Below are 21,407 nucleotides of genomic sequence, written 5' to 3' on the forward strand. Positions count from 1 at the left end.
GCAGCCGCGGGAACTTCCTCGGGGATCTCCGTCTCAGCGGAAACCTCGGGGTTGGCGCCCGGCGTGCCGCGCCGGCGCGAAGCGGACTCGGCCACGGTGGCCGCTAGCCGCGCTCGATGTTGCTGAGGTCGCGCAGGACGCCCACCCGGCCGTCCGTGTGCTGGACCAGGAACTCGTCGCCGCGGTCCTCGAGGGCCAGGACCCAGCCGCCGGGCTCGATGCCGAAGAGCGGTGCGCCCGTGCGCTCGTCCACTGCGGTGCGGTGCTGTGCGACGGCGAACCAGAAGGCCTCGTGGACCTGCTCGTGCTCGGACTCCTCAGGCCGGCTCGTGGGGTCGACCGTCGCGCCGATCGGTTCCTGCGACCTGGCCTGTTCCGGCAGGTCCACCCTGGGGTGAACTGCGGTGGCGGGCGTGGCGGAGGCTGCCCGTGCTGCTTCTGCTTCCCGCGCTTTTGCGCCGGCATCGGCACCGGTACCGGCCGGTTCAGCGGCGGGTGCTTCAGCCGCCGGCGCTTCAGCGGCGGGTGCTTCAGCCGCCGGTGCTTCAGCGGCGGGTGCTTCTGCCGCCGGCGCTGTTGCTCCGGATGGGGAAACCGTGGCTCCGTTCAGCTGTGTCTGTTCGGACTCGGCTGCGGCTCGCTGCGCAGCTGCGGCATCAGCCGTTGCGGACGGCGCCGTGTCGGTCTGTGTTGTGCCGGGCTGTCCTGTTCCGGCCTGTGCCGTGCCCGTCGGTGCGCCGCTGTCCCTGGCCTGCGCGGACGGTACGACGGCGGCCGGTCCCGTTTCCGGGGCGGCCGCGGCGCTGCTGGCGGCGTTGGCCGCTGGCCACATACCGGTCACCGGTGCCGCGCCGGGAGCGCCGGCAATGTCAGCTGTAGCACCGGAAATTGCGGCGCCGGCGGGTCCGGCCTGGGCCGCACCCTGTGCCGGCTGGCCGACCGCCGTCGCACCGTGGGAAACAGGGCCGCGGGTAACAGGACCACGGGCGTCAGGACCCACGGGTGCCGCGCCCGCCGAAGCGCCCTGCGAAACGCCCGGTTTGGCAGCGGCAGGCTTGGGCTCTTTGGGCGCCCTGGGCTTGCGCACCGGAACGGCCGAGTCTCGGGCCATGATGTGGGCCGGCACCTCGGCGCGGTCCAGGAAGTCCCCGGCGAAGAACGGGATGTAACGGGCCAGCACCGTGGCGGCCAGCAGCACGAGGGAACCGATCAGCGCCACGAGCAGGCTGGGAGTATAGGCGCCCGCGACGGACAGGAAGAAGAAACCCACCGCGAAGGAGGCCACCACAGAACCGAACTGGTCCACCGACAGGGAGCCGATGCGCACCTTCGTCTCGGGGGCGAGCCGGCGGGCCACGAACAAAGCGGCAACAATGAGCGGCAGCACCACACCGAGCCCCAGGAAGAACAGGCTTCCGAGGTTCCACAGGTTATAGCGCACAGCGAACATCGGAATCAGCGATGCGACAAAGAGCACCAGGGTGGCCGCGAAGACGGCCAGGTCGCGGACGGTGAAAGGTCCGGCCACGGCCTCATTGCGCACGCCCTGCTGCTTCATGAAATTCGGCGCAGCGTTGTGCGTTTCCGGCCGGCCGGCCTGTCCGGCACCGAACGGTCCCTGGCCTTGGCCCGGCTGGGCTGAGTCCTGCCGGGCCGGGCCGGGCTGGCCCTGGCTATGCTGATTCATTCTGTTCTCCTTAGCGTGGCAGCGCGCCGGACTGGCGTCCGATGCGTGATTCCGCCCTACGGCCGGAGCCCGACCGCAAGCGGTCTGGCTGCCCCCGGCCACTGTCACGAGTCCATCTCAGCCTAGTCAAGTGGAGGGTGCTTCACTAGCTGGCTGGCCGCGGCGCGGCGCGCTCATAGAACCCGCACAGCTCTCCCAAAGGACCATTCACCGCTAAATGGACACCGCTCACGGCTCCCGGTGTGACGCGGCCCACGCGCCGATGCGGGAGGCGCTAGTCTGGTTTCGGAACAGCTCTTTGCGGTTTTGTCCGCGACGGGCCGTTGCCCTCCGCCGCGCGGCCAACACCCTGCGGCCGGGCAAAGGCCGGGACCGGCGCACCGCGCAGCAAAGATCGATGAATGATGAGGTTCACCATGTCCCAGGACACCCCCGGCTCGACAGCCACCGCTGCCACCCCCAGCCAGCAGGGCGATGCTCTTGAAAACCTGCTGCATGAGAACCGCAAGTTCGCCCCTTCCGAGGAGTTCGCCGCCAACGCCGTGGTGACGGCCGGCGAGTACCAGGATGCGGCGGCTGACCGGCCCGCGTTCTGGGCGAAGCAGGCCCGCGGGCTGCTGAGCTGGAGCAAGGACTTTGATCAGGCGCTGGACTGGTCCAACCCGCCGTTCGCGAAGTGGTTCGTCGGCGGGGAGGTCAACGCCGCGTACAACGCTTTGGACCGGCACGTGGAGAACGGCCTGGGCGACCGGGTGGCGATCCATTTCGAGGGCGAGCCTGGCGACTCCCGCTCCTACACGTACGCGGAACTGACCGAGGAAGTGAAGAGGGCCGCGAACGCGTTCGAGTCCCTCGGCGTGGCCAAGGGCGACCGGGTGGCCGTCTACCTGCCGATGATCCCCGAGGCCGTCATCACTTTGCTGGCCTGCGCCCGGATCGGGGCGGTGCATTCGGTGGTGTTCGGCGGGTTCTCCGCGGACGCGCTGCGGTCCCGGATCGAGGACGCCGAGGCCAAGCTCGTGGTCACCGCGGACGGCACCTACCGGCGCGGCAAGCCCAGCGCCCTGAAGCCGGCGGTCGACGAGGCCCTGAGCCAGGACGGCCACACCGTGCAGAACGTCGTTGTGGTCAAGCGCAACGGCCAGGACGTGGACTGGCACGAGGGCCGGGACCACTGGTGGGCGGACACCGTCGGAGCGGCATCGGCCGAGCACACCGCCGTCGGGCACGATTCCGAACACCCGCTGTTCATCCTCTACACCTCCGGCACCACCGGAAAGCCCAAGGGCATCCTGCACACCACCGGCGGCTACCTCACCCAGACCGCCTACACCCACAAAGCGGTCTTCGACCTGCACCCGGAAACGGACGTGTACTGGTGCACGGCCGACGTCGGATGGGTCACCGGCCACTCCTACGTCGCCTACGCGCCGCTCATCAACGGCGCCACCCAGGTCATGTACGAAGGCACCCCTGATTCCCCGCACCAGGGCCGCTGGTGGGAGATCGTGGAAAAGTACAAGGTCTCCATCCTCTACACCGCCCCCACCGCGATCCGCACCTTCATGAAGTGGGGCCGGGACATCCCGGACAAGTACGACCTCACCTCCATCCGGGTCCTGGGCTCCGTCGGCGAACCCATCAACCCCGAAGCCTGGATGTGGTACCGGGATGTCATCGGCGGCAACAAAGCGCCCATCGTGGATACCTGGTGGCAGACCGAGACCGGCGCCCAGATGATCGCCCCGCTGCCCGGCGTCACAGAGACCAAGCCCGGCTCCGCGCAGGTGCCCCTGCCCGGCATCGCCGTGGACGTCGTGGACGAAATGGGCGAATCGGTGCCGGACGGGCACGGCGGCTTCCTGGTGATCCGCGAACCCTGGCCGGCCATGCTCCGCGGCATCTGGGGCGACCCCGAACGGTTCAAGGACACCTACTGGTCCCGCTTCGAAACCATGTACTTCGCCGGCGACGGCGCCAAGAAGGACGAGGACGGCGACATCTGGCTCCTGGGCCGGGTGGACGACGTCATGAACGTCTCCGGACACCGCCTCTCCACCACCGAAATCGAGTCCGCCCTGGTCTCCCACCCTGCGGTGGCCGAGGCCGCCGTCGTCGGTGCCACGGACGAAACCACCGGCCAGGCCGTCGTCGCGTTCGTCATCCTCCGCGGCGATGCAGTGGACTCCGGCGACGAGATCGTCCAAGACCTGCGCAACCACGTCGGCAAGGAAATCGGCCCGATCGCCAAACCGAAGACCATCCTCGTGGTCCCCGAACTGCCCAAGACCCGCTCCGGCAAGATCATGCGCCGCCTCCTCAAGGACGTCGCCGAAGGCCGCGACGTCGGAGACGCCACCACCCTCGCCGACAACTCCGTCATGCAGCAGATCGCCGCCTCACTGAAGAAGTAGCCGAGCCAAAGCAGGGCCCGTCCGGACCACCGGACGGGCCCTTTTTTGTGCAACCGCCGGGTCCCGCCGTCGGACCCGGCAAGCGGACTTTGCCGGAAAACGCGGTGTTATTTTGCGATCTTTCCTGTTCTCTTTTGCGAGGTTATAGTCAGTGATATGTGACACATGTCACAAGCTCCGTTACCCGGGAGAGATCATGGCAACACATCCGGAAGCGTCCACCATCGCCGGGCCGGCCCGGCGGACATTCCTCAAGACAGTCGGTGTCAGTGCCGCCGGTTTGGCGGGCGTGCCGATGCTGGCAGCCTGCACCGGAGGCAGCGGACCGACCGCGGGAGGTTCGGAATCCTCCGGCCTGACGTTCGGCTCCGGCTCCTCCGACGAAGTTCCCAAGAAGGCGTACCAAGCGGTCACCGATGCCTTCACGAAGAAGACGGGCAAAACAGTCAGCACCAACGTGGTGCCGCACAACGACTTCCAGAACAAGATCAACTCTTACCTGCAGGGCTCTCCTGACGACGCCTTTACCTGGTTCGCCGGCTACAGGATGCAGTTCTATGCCGGCAAGGGACTCCTGGCACCGGTCGACGACGTCTGGGCCAAGATCGGCGGCAACTTCTCCGACGCCCTGAAAAAAGCTTCCACCGGCCCGGACGGGAAGATGTACTTCGTCCCCAACTACAACTATCCCTGGGGTTTCTTCTACCGGAAGAGCGTGTGGGCCGATAAAGGCTATGAGGTGCCCGAAACCTTCGATGCCCTCAAGACGCTGGCTGCCAAGATGAAGTCCGACGGCATCATTCCGATCGGTTTCGCCGACAAGGACGGCTGGCCCGCCATGGGCACGTTCGACTACCTCAACATGCGCCTCAACGGTTACCAGTTCCACGTGGACCTGTGCGCCCACAAGGAGTCCTGGGACCAGAAGAAGGTGACGGACGTCTTCGACACCTGGTCCGCGCTGCTGCCGTTCCAGGATCCCGCGGCACTCGGCCAGACCTGGCAGGACGCGGCGCGGGCGCTGGCCGCGAAGAAAACTGGCATGTACCTGCTCGGCTCGTTCGTCACCCAGCAGTTCACCGACCCGGCAGTGCTGAAGGACATCGACTTCTTCCCGTTCCCGGAGATCGCCGCCGAGGGCCGGGACGCCGTGGAGGCGCCCATCGACGGTCTGCTGCTGTCCACCAAGGGCGGCGGGAACGCGGCTGCGCACCAGTTCATGGAATTCATCGGCACGCCCGAGGGCCAGGACATCTACGCCTCGGTGGATGCCTCCAACATCGCCACGGCCAAGGGCGCGGACACCTCCAAGTTCACGCCGCTGAACAAGAAATGCGCTGACACCATCGCCCAGGCGAAGTCCATCAGCCAGTTCTTTGACCGTGACGCCCTGCCCGCCATGGCCAACAACGTCATGATCCCGGCCCTGCAGACCTTCCTCAAGAACGGCAAGATGGACGTCAAGAACCTTGAGGCGCAGGCCAAGTCACTGTACGCGGCCCAATAACCACCGGGATCTCCCATGAGCGCAACAGCACGGGACCTGGTCCCGCCGGAGTCGAGGGCTCCCTCCGGCGCGCCGGCGAAGCGGGTCCGCAGCGGAAAGGTCCGCCGGCTCTCCAAACGGGACAAGGCCGTCCTGTCCCTCATGGTGGGCGTACCCACCCTCATCCAGCTGGTCTTTGTCTGGCTGCCCACGGTGATGTCCGTCGGGCTGAGCTTCACGCGCTGGAACGGCCTGGCCCTGACCGACATCAGGCCGGCCGGCCCGGACAATTACCAGTACATCTCCCAGGATTACCCGCCGTTCTGGCCGGCCATCCAGCACAACCTGCTGTGGCTGGCCTTCCTGGCGCTGGTGGCCACCCCGCTGGGGCTGCTGCTGGCGGTGCTGTTGGACCAGCAGATTCGCGGCAGCCGGATCTACCAGAGCATCTTCTTCGCCCCGGTGATGCTCTCGCTGGCGCTGATCGGCATCATCTGGCAGCTGTTCTACCAGCGTGACAACGGCCTGCTGAACTTCCTGCTCGGAACCTCCGGAACGTCGCAGGCCGTTGACTGGTTCGGGGACTCCTCGGTGAACATCTGGGCAGCCATGATCGCCGCCACGTGGCGCCACGCCGGCTATGTCATGCTGCTGTACCTGGCGGGGCTCAAGGGCGTGGACCCCAGCCTGAAGGAGGCCGCGGCCATCGACGGGGCCAACGCGGCGCAGACCTTCTTCCGGGTCGTGTTCCCGGCCATGCGGCCCATCAACATCGTCATCGTCGTCATCACCATCATCGAGTCGCTGCGGGCGTTTGACGTCGTCTACGTCATCAACCGAGGCACCAACGGCCTGGAACTCCTCAGCGCCCTGGTGATCCAGAACCTGGTGGGCGAAGGCCAGGTGATCGGCGTCGGCTCCGCCCTTGCGGTGGTCCTGCTGGTCATTTCCCTCGTGCCCATCGTGTTTTACCTCAGCCGCACCTTCGGCAGGGAGAACAGGGCATGAGCGCCGCCGTCTCCCCCGGCGCCGCAGTGACCGGGAAGACCGCACGCTCCGGCAGCAGGCCGAAACGGCACTACGGCACGCACATCTTCCTGACGGCCATGGCGGTCATGTGGCTGATTCCCCTGCTGTGGGCCGTGTTCACCGCCCTGCGGCCGATCGCCTCAACCAACGAGCACGGCTACTTCAGCCTGGCCGGCGACTTCAACTTCGACAATTTCATCCAGGCCTGGTCCCAGGGCGGCTTCGCCAAGTACCTCTGGAACTCGGTCATCATCTGCGTGCCGGCGGTGCTGCTGGTGCTCCTGCTCGCCTCCATGATGGCGTTCGCCGTCAGCCGGGTGAGCTGGAAGTTCAACATCACGCTGCTCATCATGTTCACCGCGGGGAACCTGCTCCCGCCACAGGTGCTGGCGGCGCCGCTGTTCGAGATGGCCAAGCATTTCCAGGTGCCGTACTCCTTCAGCGATTCGGGCAACATGCTGAACACGTACATCATCGTCATTGCGGTGAACATGGCGTTCCAGATGGGGTTCTGCACCTTCGTGCTGTCCAACTACATGAAGGCGCTCTCCGCTGACCTGACGGAGGCGGCGCTCGTGGATGGTGCCGGCATCTGGCGCCAATACCGGGAAATCATCATGCCGCTGTGCCGGCCCGCCTTCGCGGCCCTGGCAACGCTGGAAGTCATCTTCATCTACAACGACTTCTTCTGGCCGCTGCTGTTCATCCAGAGCGGCGACCGGCTTCCCGTCACCACCGCGATCAACAACCTCCAGGGCGAGTTCCTGAACAACTACAACCTGCTGGCCGCCGGCGCCGTCATCACGGTCATCCCCACTCTGGTGGTCTATCTGCTCCTGCAGAGGCAGTTTGTTGCGGGCCTGACTCTTGGTTCCAGCAAGGGCTAGGCGATGATGGGCAGGATGAGGTTTCATCCACTGAAAGGATCCCGATGCTTCCCGCGGCCCGCCACCAGTCCATAGTGGACGCCGTCCGGCGCGAGAGGGTGGTCCGCGTGTCGGACCTCGCCCAGCAGCTGGGCGTGTCCCTGATGACGGTGCGCCGCGACATCGAGATGCTGGAGGAAAGCGGCCAGGTCGAGCGGATCCACGGCGGCGCCAAGCTGCCCGGGGACGCCAGCACGCACGAGCCCGGGTTTGAGCTGAAGTCCACCCAGCTGACCGCGCAGAAGCGGGCCATTGCACTGGAAGCAGCCTCCCTGGTCCACGAGGGCATGGCGGTGGCCCTGAGCGCCGGCACCACCACCTGGGCGCTGGCCAAGGAACTAGCCGGCGGCCCCCGCATCACCGCCGTGACCAACTCGGTGAAGATCGCCGACCTATTCCACCACGCTTCGGCGTCGGGCTCCGGCCGCCACGCCTCCACGGTGATCCTCATCGGCGGCGAGCGCACGCCGTCGGACGCCCTGGTGGGACCGATCGCGACGGCGGCGCTCCGCCAGCTGAACCTGGACCTGCTGTTCCTCGGCGTGCACGGCATGGACGCCGACGCCGGCTACACCACGCCGAACCTCCTGGAGGCCGAAACCAACCGCGCCTTCATCGCGGCCTCCCGCAAGGTGGTGGTCCTGGCGGACCACACGAAGTGGGGCACGCAGGGAATCAGCACCATCGCCAAACTCGAGGAAGCCGACGAGGTCATCTGCGATGCGGGCCTCTCCCCCGATGCCCAGCGGATCCTCCGGGACCGGGTGGGCCGGCTCAGGCTCGTCTAGCAGCCACCTACGGGCAGCCGCAGGACTGCCTGACCAGGAGCCTCGTCGGGAAGACGCGGTGCTGGGCCGGCTCGCCGCGGTCCGCTCCGACCAGCGCCCGCACGGCGGCCTCCGCCATGTCCCGCACGGGCTGCTCCACGGTGGTCAGAGTCGGCCAGGAGTATTCGGCGTCCTCCGATCCGTCGAACGAAACCAGTGCGATGTCCCCCGGGACGGACAGCCCGGCCTCGTGGAGCGCGCGGAGGATGCCAATGGCCTGCATGTCCGAGCTGGCGAAGATGGCGGTGGGACGGTGCCCCGATGCCAGGAAGCGCTGGCCGGCGGCGTAGCCGCCAACCCGCGTGAAGGCGCTGCGGGCGATGGGCCCCTCGGGCAGCCCGGCGTCCCTCAGCGCCTGCACCCAGCCCTCTTCGCGGGCGTCCGCTTCGTTGCCTGTGGTGGTGCCCATGGCCAGCCCAATGTTGGTATGGCCGTGCCCGATCAGATGCTCGACGGCGGTACGGGCACCCTTGGCCAGGTCCACGCCCACCGTGGTAACCCCGGCCGTGCTGCCGCTGTGGCTCAGCAGCACCGACGGGATCTCCGCGGCCTCCAGATCGGCGAGGTCCGGTTCGAACAGCACGCTGGCCAGCACCACGCCGTCCACCTGCCTGGCGGCCAGGTTCCGGATGTTCCGGCGCTCCTTGGCCAGGTTGCCGTCCGAGTTCGTCAGCACCAGGGCGTACCCGAGCGCACCCGCGGCATCCTCCACGGCGTGGGCCAGCATGGAGAAGAACGGGTTGCTGTTGTCCGGAATGACCAAACCGATCGTTTCGCTCGAGCCCAGTTTCAGGGCCCGCGCAGCGGCGTTGGGACGGTAGCCCAGCTGCCGGATGGCTTCCTGGACTTTCGCCTCGGTGGCGGGTGCCACCTTCTTCGGGCCGCCGTTCACCACATAGCTGACGACGGCGGTGCTCACCCCGGCGTACCGGGCAACGTCCTTGCGGGTCACCTGCGTCCGCGGGGTGGGCGCTGCCGGAATGGTCATAGTGTCCATGCTAGCTATAGCCCGCGCTAGAGCGCGGCCGGGGCATCGCCAAAGTCGCGGATGGGGAGGCGTTCGCCGTTCCGCCGGGCGGATTCGTGGGCCACGATGCCGGGCAGCGTGAAGCGCGCGGCCGTCCACGCATTGACTGGCGGCAGCGTCCCCGTGTTCACCGCCGTGACAAAGTCGTCCACGAGGAAGTGGTGGCTGCCCTCGTGCCCGTTCGGAGCGCCGCGGAACTCCTCGGGCAGCCTGTCGCTGTCATGCACGGGAGCCAGTCCGGACACGAAGGCGTCCCGGAGCTCAGGTGCCACGTTGGCGAGCGAGGGGTCATCCAGGGCCATGCTGGGCCGGGACTCCACCTGCTCGGAGATGTCGTGGACGTCCGCCTTGTCCTGCCACACGGTCACCTTGGCCAGCTGCTCGAAGCTGGCCTCGGTGCCGAAGAAGCGGAACCGGGATTCCCGGATATGCGAGGGGTAGCCCACCCGGCGCATCTCGTTGGTCCGCATGGCACCGCCGTCGTTCAGTTCAAAAAGGGCAGTGGCGTTGGAGAAGTCGTTGCCGAACATGCTGATGTCCTTGTCGAACACCCCGTCCTGGCGGTCGTCCTTCACGCCCACGCAGCTGACGCTCACGGCGTGCGCCGGCAGTGCACCGAGGACCCCGCCGATCGCGTGGGTCGGATACAGCATGGGCGGGTAGCTGGCAGTCTCCTTCCAGCGTTCGCCGCCGCTGTACTGGTAGGCGTCGTAGAAACCCAGGTCCATGTCGTGGACGTAGTCGCCCTCGGAGTAGAACACCCTGCCGAACCTGCCGGCCTCGTGCTGCTGGCGCGCATAGACCGTTGCCGGGTTGTAATAGCTGGTCTCGCCCATCATGTAGACCTTGCGGCTCTCCCGGACGGCGTCGATGATCCTCGCGATCTCATCCTCGGTGACGGCCATCGGCACGGCCGAGTAGACATGCTTTCCGGCGCGGAGCGCCCGCTCCACCAGCGGTCCGTGGGTCCAGCGCTGCGTGAAAATGGCGACGGCGTCGATGTCGGACGCCAGCAGCTCATCGAAGGTGGCCATGGAGCCGGCAAGCCCGTAGCGTCCGATCGCCTCGGCGGCACGTTCCGGCCGTTCGTCCACGACGTAGACCTCGCTGACCCCGGGGTGGAGATGAAAGAGATGCGCGAACTGGGCGCCGAACTGCCCGACACCGACTACTCCGATTGAAAACGCCATTGTTCCTGCCTTCCTGGGTTGAGCGGCACCGCTTTACGGACCGCGCAGATGTTTGCGCCACAGTCTTGCACCGAAATCTACTCGAGTCAACGATTGCAACGTTGCAGAGAAATTGGCCAGTGATTCCAAGGAAATTTTCCTTGCATCTCCATTTCTACTCGTGTAGATTCGTTGGCGATTGTTAGTTCCATCACACACCCAGGAAGGGTCGATGATGACCACCCTCACCAAGAATCCCCCAGCCAGGAGCAGCCAGCGTCCGGCACGGCCCGGCAAGGTCCGCCGGGGCATCAGCCGCATCGGCGACCTCCGGATCGCGCTGCTGTTTATCGCCCCGGCCATGGTCGGCTTCGTGGCCTTCTACCTGGTGCCCACGCTGCGCGGCATCTATCTGAGCTTCACGGAGTACAGCATCCTCGGCGAGCCGGAGTGGATCGGCGTCAAGAACTACACGGCGATCTTCGGCGACGAGCTGTTCTGGAACGCCATGGGCGTCACGGTCCAGTACGTGGCGCTGAACATCGGCTTCCAGACCGCCATCGCCCTGGGCCTGGCCCTCCTGATGCACCGGGTGGCAAAGTCCACGTTCATCCGCGGTGCGCTGCTGCTGCCGTTCCTCGTGGCCAACGTCATCGTGGCCCTGCTGTGGTTCTGGATGCTCGACTACCAACTCGGCATCGTCAACGAGGTCATCAGCTGGCTGGGCCTGCCCCGCATTGCCTTCTTCGGCAGCGAGCAGTGGGCCATCCCCACCATCGCGTTCGTCAACGTCTGGCGGCACATGGGCTACACCGCCCTGCTGATCTTCGCCGGGCTGCAGTCCATCCCTAACCACGTCTACGAGGTGGCCTCCCTGGACGGCGCGTCGCCCACCAGGACCTTCTGGTCCATCACCATGCCGCTGCTCCGCCCGGTGCTGGCACTGGTTCTGGTGGTCACCGTCATCGGGTCCTTCCAGGTGTTCGACACCGTTGCGGTCACCACCAACGGCGGCCCGGTCAACGCCTCCCGTGTCATCCAGATGTACATCTACCAAAAAGCCTTCGGCGAATCGGACTTCGGATACGCCTCGGCGCTGTCCGTCATCCTCTTCGTGATCCTCGCCCTGGTGGCCTTCATCCAGATGAAGTTCCTCAAGGGCAACGAATCGGACCTGGACTAAGGAACCCCCGCCATGACCACGCAGATTCTCAACCGCAATTCCCGGAACCGCAGCACCGCCGTCCGGAGGCCGGTGAACTGGCGCCGCGCGGGCGCCTGGGCACTTGTCGTCGTTGCCGTCCTCGTCACCGTCCTCCCGTTCCTGTGGATGCTGCGGACCGCGCTGTCCAGCAACCACTCACTGGCAGCCAACGCCTCGAACCTGCTTCCCGCCGACTTCAGCTGGGGCGCGTTCAAGCGGGTCTTCGGCATGCAGACCGCCGAGGAAGCCATCGCTGACGGCGGTTCAGGCGCCAACATCAACTTCTGGCTCTACCTGCGCAACTCCGTTGTCTTCTCCACCGTGACCACCGCGGGCCAGGTGTTCTTCAGCGCCATGGCCGCCTACGCCTTCGCCCGGCTCCGCTGGGCCGGCCGGGACAAGGTGTTCGCCCTGTTCCTGGCCACCATGATGGTTCCGCCGATCTTCACCGCTCTGCCCAACTTCCTGCTCATCAAGAACCTGGGCCTGCTCAACTCCTTCGCCGGGCTGGCCCTGCCCTTCCTGTTCATGACCCCCTTCGCCATCTTCTTCCTGCGGCAGTTCTTCCTGAACATGTCCCGCGAGGTGGAGGAGGCGGCCATGCTGGACGGCGCCAAGCACCTGCGCATCTTCTTCCAGATCGTGCTGCCCAACGCCGCCGCACCGCTGGCCACCCTGGCCCTGCTGACGTTCATCGGCCAGTGGAACGAATACTTCTGGCCGCTGCTCGTGGGCCAGGACGAGAACGTCCGCGTCCTCACCGTCGGCCTGAGCGTGTTCAAGTCCCAGTCCCCGCAGGGCGCCCCGGACTGGTCCGGCCTCATGGCGGCCACCATCGTCGCCGCCCTCCCGGTGCTCCTGCTCTTTTTCGCCTTCGGCAAGAAGGTGGTCAACTCCATCGGCTTCTCCGGCATCAAGTAACCCTTCCTCCTCCCGAAACACCGCCTGTCCCCAAGAAAGGTCCATCATGAAGAAAACCATCGGCGCCGTCGCTGCCGCCGCAGCCATCGCCATCTCCCTCTCCGCCTGCGGCGGTTCCTCCGCAGGCTCGTCCGAGGCCAAGGGCGAAATCAACTACTGGCTCTGGGACGCCAACCAGCTCCCCGCCTACCAGCAGTGCGCCGCGGACTTCACCAAGGCCAACCCGGACATCAAGGTCAAGATCACCCAGCGCGGCTGGGACGACTACTGGACCACGCTGACCAACGGCTTCGTGGCAGGCACCGCGCCGGACGTGTTCACCAACCACCTGTCCAAGTACCCCGAATACGCAGCCAAGAAGCAGCTGCTCCCGCTTGATGAGGCCGTCAAGAAGGACGGCGTGAAACTGGACGGCTACAACGAAGGCCTGGCGGACCTGTGGGTGGGCCAGGACGGCAAGCGCTACGGCCTGCCCAAGGACTGGGACACCGTGGCCATGTTCTACAACAAGAAGCTCGTCAAGGATGCCGGCTACACCGAAGAACAGCTCGGAAACCTGGACTGGAACCCGCAGGACGGCGGCAGCTACGAGAAGGCCATCGCGCACCTGACCGTGGACAAGAGCGGAAAGCGCGGCGACGAGCCCGGCTTCGACAAGAACAACGTTGCCGTCTACGGACTCGGCCTGGAGTCCTCCGGTTCGGGCCAGGGCCAGACCCAGTGGAGCTTCCTCACCGGCACCACCGGCTGGACCCACACGGACAAGAACCCGTGGGGCACCAAGTTCAACTACGACGACCCGAAGTTCCAGGACACCATCAAGTGGTGGGCGGGGCTGGCCGAGAAGGGCTACATGCCCAAGCTGGAAACCACCGTCGGCGCCAGCGTGTCAGACGCCTTCGGCGCAGGCAAGGCGGCCATCAACACCAACGGATCCTGGATGATCGGCCAGTACACCAGCTACAAGGGCGTGGAAACGGGCATTGCCCCCACCCCCAAGGGACCCAACGGCAAGCGCGCCAGCATGTTCAACGGCCTGGCCGACTCCATCTTTGCCGGCACCAAGTACCCGGCGGCCTCGGCGAAGTGGGTCGAGTACCTCGCGTCCCCCGCCTGCCAGGACGTCGTTGCTTCCAAGGCAGTGGTCTTCCCGGCCATCAAGACCTCCTCGGACAAGGCCGCAGCCGCGTTCAAGGCCAAGGGCATCGACGTCACGGCGTTCACGCAGCACGTCAAGGACGGGACCACCTTCCTGTTCCCCATCGCTGACAAGGCCGCGAAGGTGGACGGCATCATGAAGCCGGCCATGGACGCCGTCCTGTCCGGCAAGAAGGACGCCGGCACCCTCTCCGACGCCAACGGGCAGGTCAACTCCCTCTTCAAGTAGGGGCTCAACTGGACGAAAATCAAAGTCCAGGCATCCACCCAGCACCACACACCTGCGGGGCCGGAAACGCGCACACTGCGCCCGGCCCCGCAACACCTTTCATCCCTATCTGCGCATCACGAAAGAGACTTACCTATGGATCCCCTGCATCTCCGTTCCGCCGGCACCAGCCTGGTGATCAGCTTCAGCAGCGGGGAGGCCGAGGTCATCCACTGGGGCGCCGACCTTGGCAGCGAGCTCCCGGACCTGTCCATCCTCACACCGGCGGTCACCAACTCCGCCCTGGACGTCACCGTCCCGGCGGGGCTGCTCCCCCAGTCGTCCTCCGGCTGGCGCGGACGCCCGGCGCTGCGCGGCCACAGGATTGCCGACGGCGACTCCGGACTGGACTTCTCGGTCCGCCTGCGCGCCGTGCACACCACCGTCAATGGCAGCTCCGCCGTCGTCGTCCAGCAGGATGCCGACGCCGGCATCACCGTCGAATCCGCCCTTACCCTGCACGACGGCGGCCTGCTGGAGCTGCGGCACACCGTCACCAACACCGGAACGTCGCCGTTCCAGCTGGACGAGCTGGCCGCCGTCCTCCCGGTGTCTCCGGACGCCGTCGAACTCCTCGACCTGACCGGACGCTGGTGCCGGGAACGGCACCCGCAACGCCGCCCCGTCCAGCAGGGCACCTGGGTGCGTTCCGGCCGCCACGGCCGGACCGGGCACGATTCGTCGCTGCTGTTCGCGGCCGGCACGGCCGGCTTCGGCAACCGCCACGGCCGGGTCTGGGCCACCCACCTGGCCTGGAGCGGGAACCACGAACAGTTTGCGGACACGCTGGGCGACGGGCGCACGCTGATCGGCGGCTCCGAACTGCTGGGCCCCGCCGAGGTCATCCTCGAACCCGGCGCCGGCTACACCACGCCCAAGCTCTTCGCCGCCTACTCGGACCGCGGCCTGGACGGCATCAGCGAGGCGTTCTACAGCTGGTTCCGTGCACGCCCCCACCATGTGCTTCCGGCCGCGGGCGGCGGAAAACCGCGTCCCGTGGTGCTGAACACGTGGGAGGCCGTCTACTTCGACCACAACCTTGAAACCCTGACCGAGCTCGCGGACTCGGCCGCGGACCTCGGCGTGGAGCGTTTCGTCCTGGACGACGGCTGGTTCCGTGGCCGCCGCAACGACACCGCCGGCCTCGGCGACTGGTTCGTGGACGAGACGGTCTGGCCGGACGGGCTGACACCGCTCATCGACGCCGTCACCTCCCGGGGCATGGAGTTCGGCCTGTGGGTGGAGCCCGAGATGATCAACCTCAACTCGGACGTGGCACGGGCGCATCCGGACTGGATTGTGGGGCCGGCCGCCGTTTCCCACAAGGACGGGGGGCGGCTTCCCCTGACCTGGCGGAACCAGCACGTCATCGACCTGGTGAACCCCGAGGCGTGGCAGTACGTCTTTGACCGCATCGACGCCCTGCTCCGCGAGAACAGGATCAGCTATCTGAAGTGGGACCAGAACCGCGACCTGACGGAGCACGGCCACGCCGGACGCGCTTCCGTCCACGAGCAGACGCTCGCCGCGTACCGCCTCTTCGACGAGCTGCGGAAGTCCCACCCCGGCGTCGAGATTGAGAGCTGCTCCTCAGGCGGCGCGCGCGTGGACCTGGGCATCCTTGAGCGCACCGACCGGATCTGGGCTTCGGACTGCAACGACGCCCTGGAACGGCAGACCATCCAGCGCTGGACCGGCGTCGTGGTTCCGCCCGAACTGGTGGGCGGCCACATCGGCCCCACCACGTCGCACACCACCGCCCGGACCCACGACCTGTCCTTCCGTGCCATCACGGCGCTGTTCGGCCACTTCGGGATGGAGTGGGACGTCCGGGAGGTGCAGGGCGCCGAGCGCGAGGAGCTGAAGCGGTTCATCGCCCTCTACAAGGAGCACCGCGGGCTGATCCACAGCGGCCGGATGGTGCGGGCCGACGTCCCGGACGAGTCGCTCATGCTGCACGGTGTGGTGGCCGGTTCGGCTCAGGTTGCTGGTGCTTCGGGCACGACGGCGGCCCTGTTCGCCTTGGTCAGCACGCGCACCTCGTTCGCTGAGCAGCCGGGCCGGGTCGCCTTGCCCGGGCTGGAGGCGGCACGCCGCTACCGGGTGGAGGCCATCTTCCCCGTTTCCGGCGACGCGGACTACGGCCACACGTTCACGCAGATCCAGCCGCCGGCCTGGCTGGCTTCCGGAGCGGAGGCCAGCGGCCGCTTCCTGGCCGAGGTCGGACTGCCGATGCCCGGCCTCAACCCGGAGCACGCCCTGGTGCTGAAGGTCACGGCACTCTAGCCGTCAAGCGCAGGAGGGGAACGCATATGAAAATTCTGGTTACCGGCGGCACCGGGTACATCGGCTCCCACACCGTCCTGTCCCTGCAGGAAGCCGGCCATGACGTGGTTGTCATCGACAACCTCACCAACTCCAGCGAGGAATCACTCCGGCGGGTCGCCGAGCTCACGGGCAAGCAGGCCGCTTTCCACCACACCGACCTCTTGAACGAGCCCGCCGTCGACGCCGTCTTCGGACAGCACGCCATCGACGCCGTCATTCACTTTGCGGGACTCAAGGCCGTGGGCGAATCCGTCCTTGAACCGGTGAAGTACTACTACAACAACCTCGTGGGCACCCTGAATCTGATTCGATCAATGGATCGGCATGACGTCCGCTCGATCGTCTTCAGCTCCTCGGCCACGGTCTACGGCGAACACAACGCCATTCCGTACGTGGAGAAGATGGAAATTGGTGCGAACAACCCGTACGGGCGGACGAAGGAACAGATCGAGGACATTCTCTCCGACATGGGCGCCGCTGACAGCCGCTGGCGCATCGCGCTCCTGCGGTACTTCAACCCGGTGGGCGCCCACCCCTCGGGACGGATCGGCGAGGACCCGCAGGGCATACCCAACAACCTCGTGCCCTTTATCGCACAGGTGGCGGTAGGCCGCCGTGAAAAGCTCATGGTGTTCGGAGGTCACTATGACACCCCGGACGGAACGTGCCTGCGGGACTACATTCACGTCGTCGACCTCGCCGAAGGCCACCTGGCAGCCCTGAACCGCATCGCGAAAGGGGCAGGTGTGTTCCGCTGGAACCTCGGCTCTGGCACCGGATCCTCGGTGCTGGAAGTCCTGCGCTCCTTTGAAAAGGCGGTGGGCACCCCGGTCCCGTACACGATCACAGACCGGCGGCCGGGAGATCTTCCCGCCTTCTGGGCGGACGCCACCTCCGCCATGGCCGATCTCTCCTGGTCCACGACCAAATCGCTGGACCAGATGTGCGAAGACCACTGGCGCTGGCAGAAAAACAACCCGCAGGGCTACCTCGGCTAGGATCAGCATACTGCCATGACCGACGTGAGCGACTACGCTGCGGGGACGTTGGAACCGCACACGCGTCAGTTTCCACGGACGGCAGGCATCCGGGACGTCGCGGCGGCGGCCGGAGTGTCAACCGCGACCGTTTCCCGTGCCCTGCGCGGTCTCCCCCGAGTCTCAAACCCCACCCGGCAAAAAATTCTGGCGGCTGCCGCCAACCTTGGCTATGTTGCTTCCGCCGCCGCGTCAGAGCTGGCGCGGGGACGGGGCGGCACCGCTGCCCCCGGGCAGCTGGGACGGGGTGAGACGGGTGTTGGGAACATCGCAACCCGGCGCGATAGATTTGCAGTCATGACTGAAGCCCCCTCCGCCACCGACGCCGGCCGCGGCACCATCCTTGTCCTGAACGGCCCCAACTTGAACCTCCTCGGCACCCGCGAGCCGGAGAAGTACGGCACGGCCACGCTGGCCGACGTCGAACAGCTCGCGAAGGATGCCGCCGCCGCACACGGGCTGGATGTTGAGTGCTTCCAGTCCAACCATGAGGGCGCGTTGGTGGACGCCATCCACGCCGCCCGCGGCAAGGCAATCGGCATCGTGCTGAACGCCGGGGCGTACACCCACACCTCGGTGGCCATCCGGGACGCCATCTCCGCCGTGCAGATTCCCGCGGTGGAAGTCCACATCACCAACGTGCACGCCCGCGAGGAGTTCCGGCACCACTCCTACCTCTCGGACATCAGCAAGGCCGTGATCGCCGGTGCCGGGGTTCTGGGTTACCGGTTCGCCGTGGAGTACCTCGCCGACCTGAATGCCGGCAAGGCCTGACCATGCCGGCGGGGTCCGGTGCTGTTGTCCCCGGGTCCGGCACTGCAGAGTGGTACCGGCAGTTCGGCACCGTTGACGCCCCCGGTTCCTCGCCCTGCTACGCCGACTGGTCAGTGCACATCGCCGACGACCCCGAACTGGTCGCCCGGATGTCCCCTTACGGGGAGTTCCGGGCGTTTCTGGATGCGCAGTGGGACCAGATCTCCCGCACAGTCCTGTCCCGTGCCACCCAGACCAACGAGGCAGGCCGCTCGCCCTTCTCGAGGCGGGTGCCTCGGCCGGGCTCGCCCTGTTCCCGGACCGCTACGGCTACGAGTTCGACGACGGCCGAACGGTCACGCGGCTGGATCCCCTTGGGTCCGGCGAGAGGCCGGCCGTGCCGGGCGGCAGGACAAGAGGCCCGGTGAACCGCCGGCGCCTCCCGTGCTGCGCTGCAGGACAAGAGGCCCGGTTCCCCTGCCGGGCAGTTTGCCTCATGTGGCCTGGCGGGCCGGGATTGACCTGAACCCCCTCGATGTGCGGAGTCCCGACGACGTCGCCTGGCTTGAGGCGCTGGTCTGGCCGGAGCCGCGAGCGGCTGCGGCGGGCCATCGCCGTCGCCCGCGAAGCGCCCGGGTCTGCCACTGGCTGTCCAATGAGGGCGAAACGGTGATCATCCAGGAGGACGGCTCAAGCGTTCTCCCGGAGATGGACCCCGGCCGCCTCCGCGGGAACTTCCTGCTGCAGCACAACGGGCAGCCGGTGGCCATCACCGGCCCGCACGGCCAGAGCCTGGACTGGTTCTAGACGGGTCCGTTGCCGCTGGATGGCGCCGACTGGATGCCGCTGTTGCTGGATGCCCCTATTGCTGGATGCATTGCCCGGACGACACGGGGCTGGACAGGCCTGGCGCCTCGGCTGCCACCGGCCGGAGGTCGATCATCGGAATCGCGAAGCCCAGGGCGGCGTTGGATGTTGTCTTCGCGAAGATTACGCCCGCCACCTCCCCGTTGGTGGTGAGCAGCGGCCCGCCCGAGTTGCCGGGCTGGACGTCGCCAGCCAGCTTGTACACCTCGTCGGGGACCGGGTTGTTCCCGTAGATGTCAGGCACCAGCACCGTGGAAATGCCCTGCACCGTGGCCGGCTTGGACTGGTAGGGGCCGCCGTGCGGGTATCCGGCGAACGCGGCGGCGGTTCCCGCGGGCAGGTCTGAACTGAGCGGCAGCGCCACTGTGGGCAGGCCGTCCACGGCCAGGACCGCGAGGTCGCGCTTGCTGTCGAAGTACACGACCCTGCCGGGCATGGCGCCACCGCCCGGGACCTCCACCACGGGCTGCGACACACCTGCCACGACGTGCGCGTTGGTCACCACGCGTCCGGGCGAGACCACAAAGCCTGTTCCGGTCTGGTTCTGCCCGCACTGGAATGCGGTGCCGGCGATCTTCAGGACCGAACCGGCCGCCCTGTTCAGGGCCGGCGTGTCCGTGTTGGCGTTGGGAACCGGGACCTGCTGCTCCTGCCCGATGCCCTCGATGAGCGTGGGGATGCCGTCGCCAATAACCGCCGAGCGCAGCTGCGCCATGGTGGATTTGACCGGGTTGGGCGTCAATCCGTCTATGAAACGGATCACCTTGGACTCTGCCAGCTGCTGTGAGACGAAAGGCACACCGAGCGCGCTGATGCTGAAGGCGAGCATGGACATGACCAGCGCGGACACGACGAGGTTTACGGCTCCGCCGATGAGTCTGTCCACAGCCCGGAGCGGTCTCATGCGGACGGCGCCACGGATGCTGCGTCCGATCATCGTGCCAAGTGCGTTGCCGAGGACTACCAGCAGCACGGCGGTGCCAATGATGGCGGTCAGGCGCCACCCGCTGTCCTGCACGAAGTCGCTGACCAGCGGAACGGAAAGAAAAGCGGCCACCGCGCCAGCGGCGAAGCCGGCAAGGCCGCCGACGGTCACCAGGAAGCCGTTGCGCAGGCCGTAGATCAGATAGGACAAAAGCGTGAGAATCAACGCAAGGTCCAGAACGGTCAGGCCAAACACCGGGGTCTCCTCACAAGCAGCTAAGCCCCGATTCTACTGGCGAACCCTGACAATTTGCCGTGGGTGGCCGGAGCGCACGCTGGTCTCGCGGCGTCTTTTAGGGCGTTTCAGCTGCCAAGTACGTCACAGAACGTTGAAAATTCTGAAACAATGGCACAAGCGCCCCAGACGACACTTTTACTCAGGAGAATTCATGGACATCGAGGTATTGCGCCGCGCACCCCTTTTCGCCACGCTGGACGACGACGCGTTCCGCCTGCTGACGGACGAACTGACCGAGGTCGACCTGTCCCGCGGCGCGTCCGTGTTCCGCGAAGGCGACCAGGGTGACCAGCTGTACTTCATCGTCTCCGGCAAGGTAAAGCTCGGCCGCACCTCCCCCGACGGCCGCGAATCCCTGCTTGCCATCCTCGGCCCGGGTGAGCTCTTCGGCGAGATGGCCCTGTTCGACCCGAGCCCGCGCACCGCCACGGCCACCGCCGTCTCGGAGACCCGCCTCGCCGGCCTCAAGAACGAGAGCCTGAATTCCCTGCTGCGGACCCGCCCCGAGGTCTCGGCCCAGCTGCTGCAGGCACTGGCCCGCCGCCTCCGCCGCACCAACGACTCCCTCTCCGACCTGGTCTTCTCCGACGTGCCCGGCCGCGTGGCCAAGGCCCTCCTGGACCTCGCCGACCGCTTCGGCCGCCCGGCCACCGACGGTGTTCTCGTGGCACACGAGCTCACCCAGGAAGAGCTGGCCCAGCTGGTGGGCGCTTCCCGCGAGACCGTAAATAAGGCCCTGGCCGAGTTCGTCCAGCGCGGCTGGCTGCGCCTCGAGGCACGCGCCGTCGTCATCTTGGACATGCAGCGCCTCCGCCAGCGCTCGCGCTAATCCGCCCTGCAGGGGCCGCCTCGTTCATCACGGGGCGGCCTTTCGCTTTTTAAGTCACCCCCGGCGGAAGGCGGCCAAAACCCGACAGGACCTGAGGAAGCGTTGGGAGAAAGGCGACAGGATGAACTGGTCCCCGATAGTTGGACCAGGTTAGTAAGGCCTAGGGCGTGTCTCCTAAATCCTGGGTTCCTTAGCCGCGATGCTTGTTGGGTGTCTCGTACTTCTGTTTTGACTGACGGGCAGTGGGCCCGCATC

Annotated in this window: 18 protein-coding genes and 1 pseudogene; 15 read left to right on the forward strand and 4 right to left on the reverse strand. The window is 66.7% G+C overall.

The features are described from left to right. Positions 1 to 103: 103 nt before the first annotated feature. Positions 104 to 1,687 (reverse strand): hypothetical protein, encoded by a 1,584-nt coding sequence (locus ACFRAH_RS22285; protein WP_377993083.1) that lies wholly within the window; start codon positions 1,685 to 1,687, stop codon positions 104 to 106. Between the two features lie 416 nt (positions 1,688 to 2,103). Here ACFRAH_RS22285 and acs point away from each other — a divergent pair, with 416 nt between their 5' ends. The 5 genes from acs to ACFRAH_RS22310 all read left to right on the forward strand — a co-directional run bounded on the left by acs (position 2,104) and on the right by ACFRAH_RS22310 (position 8,330). Next, complete coding sequence (gene acs, locus ACFRAH_RS22290) at positions 2,104 to 4,101, forward strand: acetate--CoA ligase (RefSeq protein ID WP_377993099.1); 1,998 nt, start codon at positions 2,104 to 2,106, stop codon at positions 4,099 to 4,101. Positions 4,102 to 4,297: 196 nt separating this feature from the next. After that, a complete protein-coding gene (locus ACFRAH_RS22295; protein ID WP_377993084.1) occupies positions 4,298 to 5,608 on the forward strand; it encodes an ABC transporter substrate-binding protein in 1,311 nt (436 codons plus the stop codon). A 15-nt stretch (positions 5,609 to 5,623) separates the two neighbouring features. Beyond that, positions 5,624 to 6,595, forward strand: a complete 972-nt coding sequence (locus ACFRAH_RS22300) for a carbohydrate ABC transporter permease (RefSeq protein WP_377993085.1) — start codon at positions 5,624 to 5,626, stop codon at positions 6,593 to 6,595. Then, a complete protein-coding gene (locus ACFRAH_RS22305; RefSeq protein ID WP_377993086.1) occupies positions 6,592 to 7,503 on the forward strand; it encodes a carbohydrate ABC transporter permease in 912 nt (303 codons plus the stop codon). Before ACFRAH_RS22300 ends, ACFRAH_RS22305 begins: the two co-directional genes overlap by 4 nt. A 44-nt stretch (positions 7,504 to 7,547) precedes the next feature. After that, the gene (locus tag ACFRAH_RS22310; RefSeq protein WP_377993087.1) at positions 7,548 to 8,330 is read left to right on the forward strand and encodes a DeoR/GlpR family DNA-binding transcription regulator; all 783 of its coding nucleotides are present in this window, start codon (positions 7,548 to 7,550) and stop codon (positions 8,328 to 8,330) included. 7 nt (positions 8,331 to 8,337) lie between these two features. On the opposite strand, the gene ACFRAH_RS22315 is transcribed toward ACFRAH_RS22310, so the two are convergent. Both ACFRAH_RS22315 and ACFRAH_RS22320 read right to left on the reverse strand, forming a co-directional pair. Then, positions 8,338 to 9,357 carry a LacI family DNA-binding transcriptional regulator gene (locus ACFRAH_RS22315; RefSeq protein ID WP_377993088.1) on the reverse strand — a complete coding sequence of 340 codons (1,020 nt, stop codon included), beginning with the start codon at positions 9,355 to 9,357 and terminating at the stop codon, positions 8,338 to 8,340. Positions 9,358 to 9,383: 26 nt separating this feature from the next. Then, positions 9,384 to 10,586: a Gfo/Idh/MocA family protein gene (locus ACFRAH_RS22320; protein ID WP_377993089.1), complete on the reverse strand. Its 1,203-nt coding sequence runs from the start codon at positions 10,584 to 10,586 to the stop codon at positions 9,384 to 9,386. A gap of 214 nt (positions 10,587 to 10,800) precedes the next feature. On the opposite strand from ACFRAH_RS22320, the gene ACFRAH_RS22325 reads away from it, so the two are divergent. From ACFRAH_RS22325 to ACFRAH_RS22365, 9 genes and pseudogenes are all read left to right on the forward strand, one after another. Then, positions 10,801 to 11,748 carry a carbohydrate ABC transporter permease gene (locus tag ACFRAH_RS22325; protein ID WP_377993100.1) on the forward strand — a complete coding sequence of 316 codons (948 nt, stop codon included), beginning with the start codon at positions 10,801 to 10,803 and terminating at the stop codon, positions 11,746 to 11,748. A 12-nt stretch (positions 11,749 to 11,760) separates the two neighbouring features. Next, positions 11,761 to 12,690 (forward strand): carbohydrate ABC transporter permease, encoded by a 930-nt coding sequence (locus tag ACFRAH_RS22330; RefSeq protein ID WP_377993090.1) that lies wholly within the window; start codon positions 11,761 to 11,763, stop codon positions 12,688 to 12,690. A 46-nt stretch (positions 12,691 to 12,736) separates the two neighbouring features. After that, a complete protein-coding gene (locus ACFRAH_RS22335; protein ID WP_377993091.1) occupies positions 12,737 to 14,077 on the forward strand; it encodes an ABC transporter substrate-binding protein in 1,341 nt (446 codons plus the stop codon). Positions 14,078 to 14,212: 135 nt separating this feature from the next. Then, positions 14,213 to 16,402, forward strand: a complete 2,190-nt coding sequence (locus ACFRAH_RS22340) for an alpha-galactosidase (RefSeq protein WP_377993092.1) — start codon at positions 14,213 to 14,215, stop codon at positions 16,400 to 16,402. A gap of 26 nt (positions 16,403 to 16,428) precedes the next feature. Then, complete coding sequence (gene galE, locus ACFRAH_RS22345; RefSeq protein WP_377993093.1) at positions 16,429 to 17,442, forward strand: UDP-glucose 4-epimerase GalE; 1,014 nt, start codon at positions 16,429 to 16,431, stop codon at positions 17,440 to 17,442. Positions 17,443 to 17,457: 15 nt separating this feature from the next. Next, positions 17,458 to 17,646 (forward strand): annotated as a pseudogene (locus ACFRAH_RS22350) (LacI family DNA-binding transcriptional regulator); the annotation flags it as partial. 132 nt (positions 17,647 to 17,778) lie between these two features. Then, positions 17,779 to 18,255, forward strand: a complete 477-nt coding sequence (aroQ, locus tag ACFRAH_RS22355) for a type II 3-dehydroquinate dehydratase (RefSeq protein WP_377993101.1) — start codon at positions 17,779 to 17,781, stop codon at positions 18,253 to 18,255. Between the two features lie 190 nt (positions 18,256 to 18,445). Further along, a complete protein-coding gene (locus ACFRAH_RS22360) occupies positions 18,446 to 18,760 on the forward strand; it encodes a DUF2332 family protein (protein ID WP_377993094.1) in 315 nt (104 codons plus the stop codon). Next, positions 18,679 to 19,041 (forward strand): DUF2332 family protein, encoded by a 363-nt coding sequence (locus ACFRAH_RS22365; protein ID WP_377993095.1) that lies wholly within the window; start codon positions 18,679 to 18,681, stop codon positions 19,039 to 19,041. The genes ACFRAH_RS22360 and ACFRAH_RS22365 overlap by 82 nt, the downstream gene beginning before the upstream one ends. 55 nt (positions 19,042 to 19,096) lie before the next feature. Here ACFRAH_RS22365 and ACFRAH_RS22370 read toward each other — a convergent pair whose 3' ends face one another. After that, complete coding sequence (locus ACFRAH_RS22370) at positions 19,097 to 20,281, reverse strand: MarP family serine protease (protein ID WP_377993096.1); 1,185 nt, start codon at positions 20,279 to 20,281, stop codon at positions 19,097 to 19,099. A 193-nt stretch (positions 20,282 to 20,474) separates the two neighbouring features. On the opposite strand from ACFRAH_RS22370, the gene ACFRAH_RS22375 reads away from it, so the two are divergent. Next, on the forward strand, positions 20,475 to 21,152 hold the full coding sequence (locus tag ACFRAH_RS22375) for a Crp/Fnr family transcriptional regulator (RefSeq protein ID WP_003797871.1): 678 nt from the start codon (positions 20,475 to 20,477) through the stop codon (positions 21,150 to 21,152). The last annotated feature ends 255 nt before the right edge of the window (positions 21,153 to 21,407 follow it).

This window comes from Arthrobacter sp. NPDC056727 (assembly GCF_042790555.1).
In the GTDB taxonomy this organism is placed as follows: Bacteria; Actinomycetota; Actinomycetes; order Actinomycetales; family Micrococcaceae; genus Arthrobacter.

Coding starts and splice junctions, on each gene's coding strand:
- ACFRAH_RS22325 (WP_377993100.1), top strand. CDS start 10,801: ATGACCACCCTCACCAAGAATCCCCCAGCCAGGAGCAGCCAGCGTCCG.
- ACFRAH_RS22300 (WP_377993085.1), top strand. CDS start 5,624: ATGAGCGCAACAGCACGGGACCTGGTCCCGCCGGAGTCGAGGGCTCCC.
- ACFRAH_RS22330 (WP_377993090.1), top strand. CDS start 11,761: ATGACCACGCAGATTCTCAACCGCAATTCCCGGAACCGCAGCACCGCC.
- ACFRAH_RS22310 (WP_377993087.1), top strand. CDS start 7,548: ATGCTTCCCGCGGCCCGCCACCAGTCCATAGTGGACGCCGTCCGGCGC.
- galE (WP_377993093.1), top strand. CDS start 16,429: ATGAAAATTCTGGTTACCGGCGGCACCGGGTACATCGGCTCCCACACC.
- acs (WP_377993099.1), top strand. CDS start 2,104: ATGTCCCAGGACACCCCCGGCTCGACAGCCACCGCTGCCACCCCCAGC.
- ACFRAH_RS22315 (WP_377993088.1), bottom strand. CDS start 9,357: ATGACCATTCCGGCAGCGCCCACCCCGCGGACGCAGGTGACCCGCAAG.
- ACFRAH_RS22320 (WP_377993089.1), bottom strand. CDS start 10,586: ATGGCGTTTTCAATCGGAGTAGTCGGTGTCGGGCAGTTCGGCGCCCAG.
- ACFRAH_RS22375 (WP_003797871.1), top strand. CDS start 20,475: ATGGACATCGAGGTATTGCGCCGCGCACCCCTTTTCGCCACGCTGGAC.
- aroQ (WP_377993101.1), top strand. CDS start 17,779: ATGACTGAAGCCCCCTCCGCCACCGACGCCGGCCGCGGCACCATCCTT.
- ACFRAH_RS22305 (WP_377993086.1), top strand. CDS start 6,592: ATGAGCGCCGCCGTCTCCCCCGGCGCCGCAGTGACCGGGAAGACCGCA.
- ACFRAH_RS22335 (WP_377993091.1), top strand. CDS start 12,737: ATGAAGAAAACCATCGGCGCCGTCGCTGCCGCCGCAGCCATCGCCATC.
- ACFRAH_RS22285 (WP_377993083.1), bottom strand. CDS start 1,687: ATGAATCAGCATAGCCAGGGCCAGCCCGGCCCGGCCCGGCAGGACTCA.
- ACFRAH_RS22295 (WP_377993084.1), top strand. CDS start 4,298: ATGGCAACACATCCGGAAGCGTCCACCATCGCCGGGCCGGCCCGGCGG.
- ACFRAH_RS22340 (WP_377993092.1), top strand. CDS start 14,213: ATGGATCCCCTGCATCTCCGTTCCGCCGGCACCAGCCTGGTGATCAGC.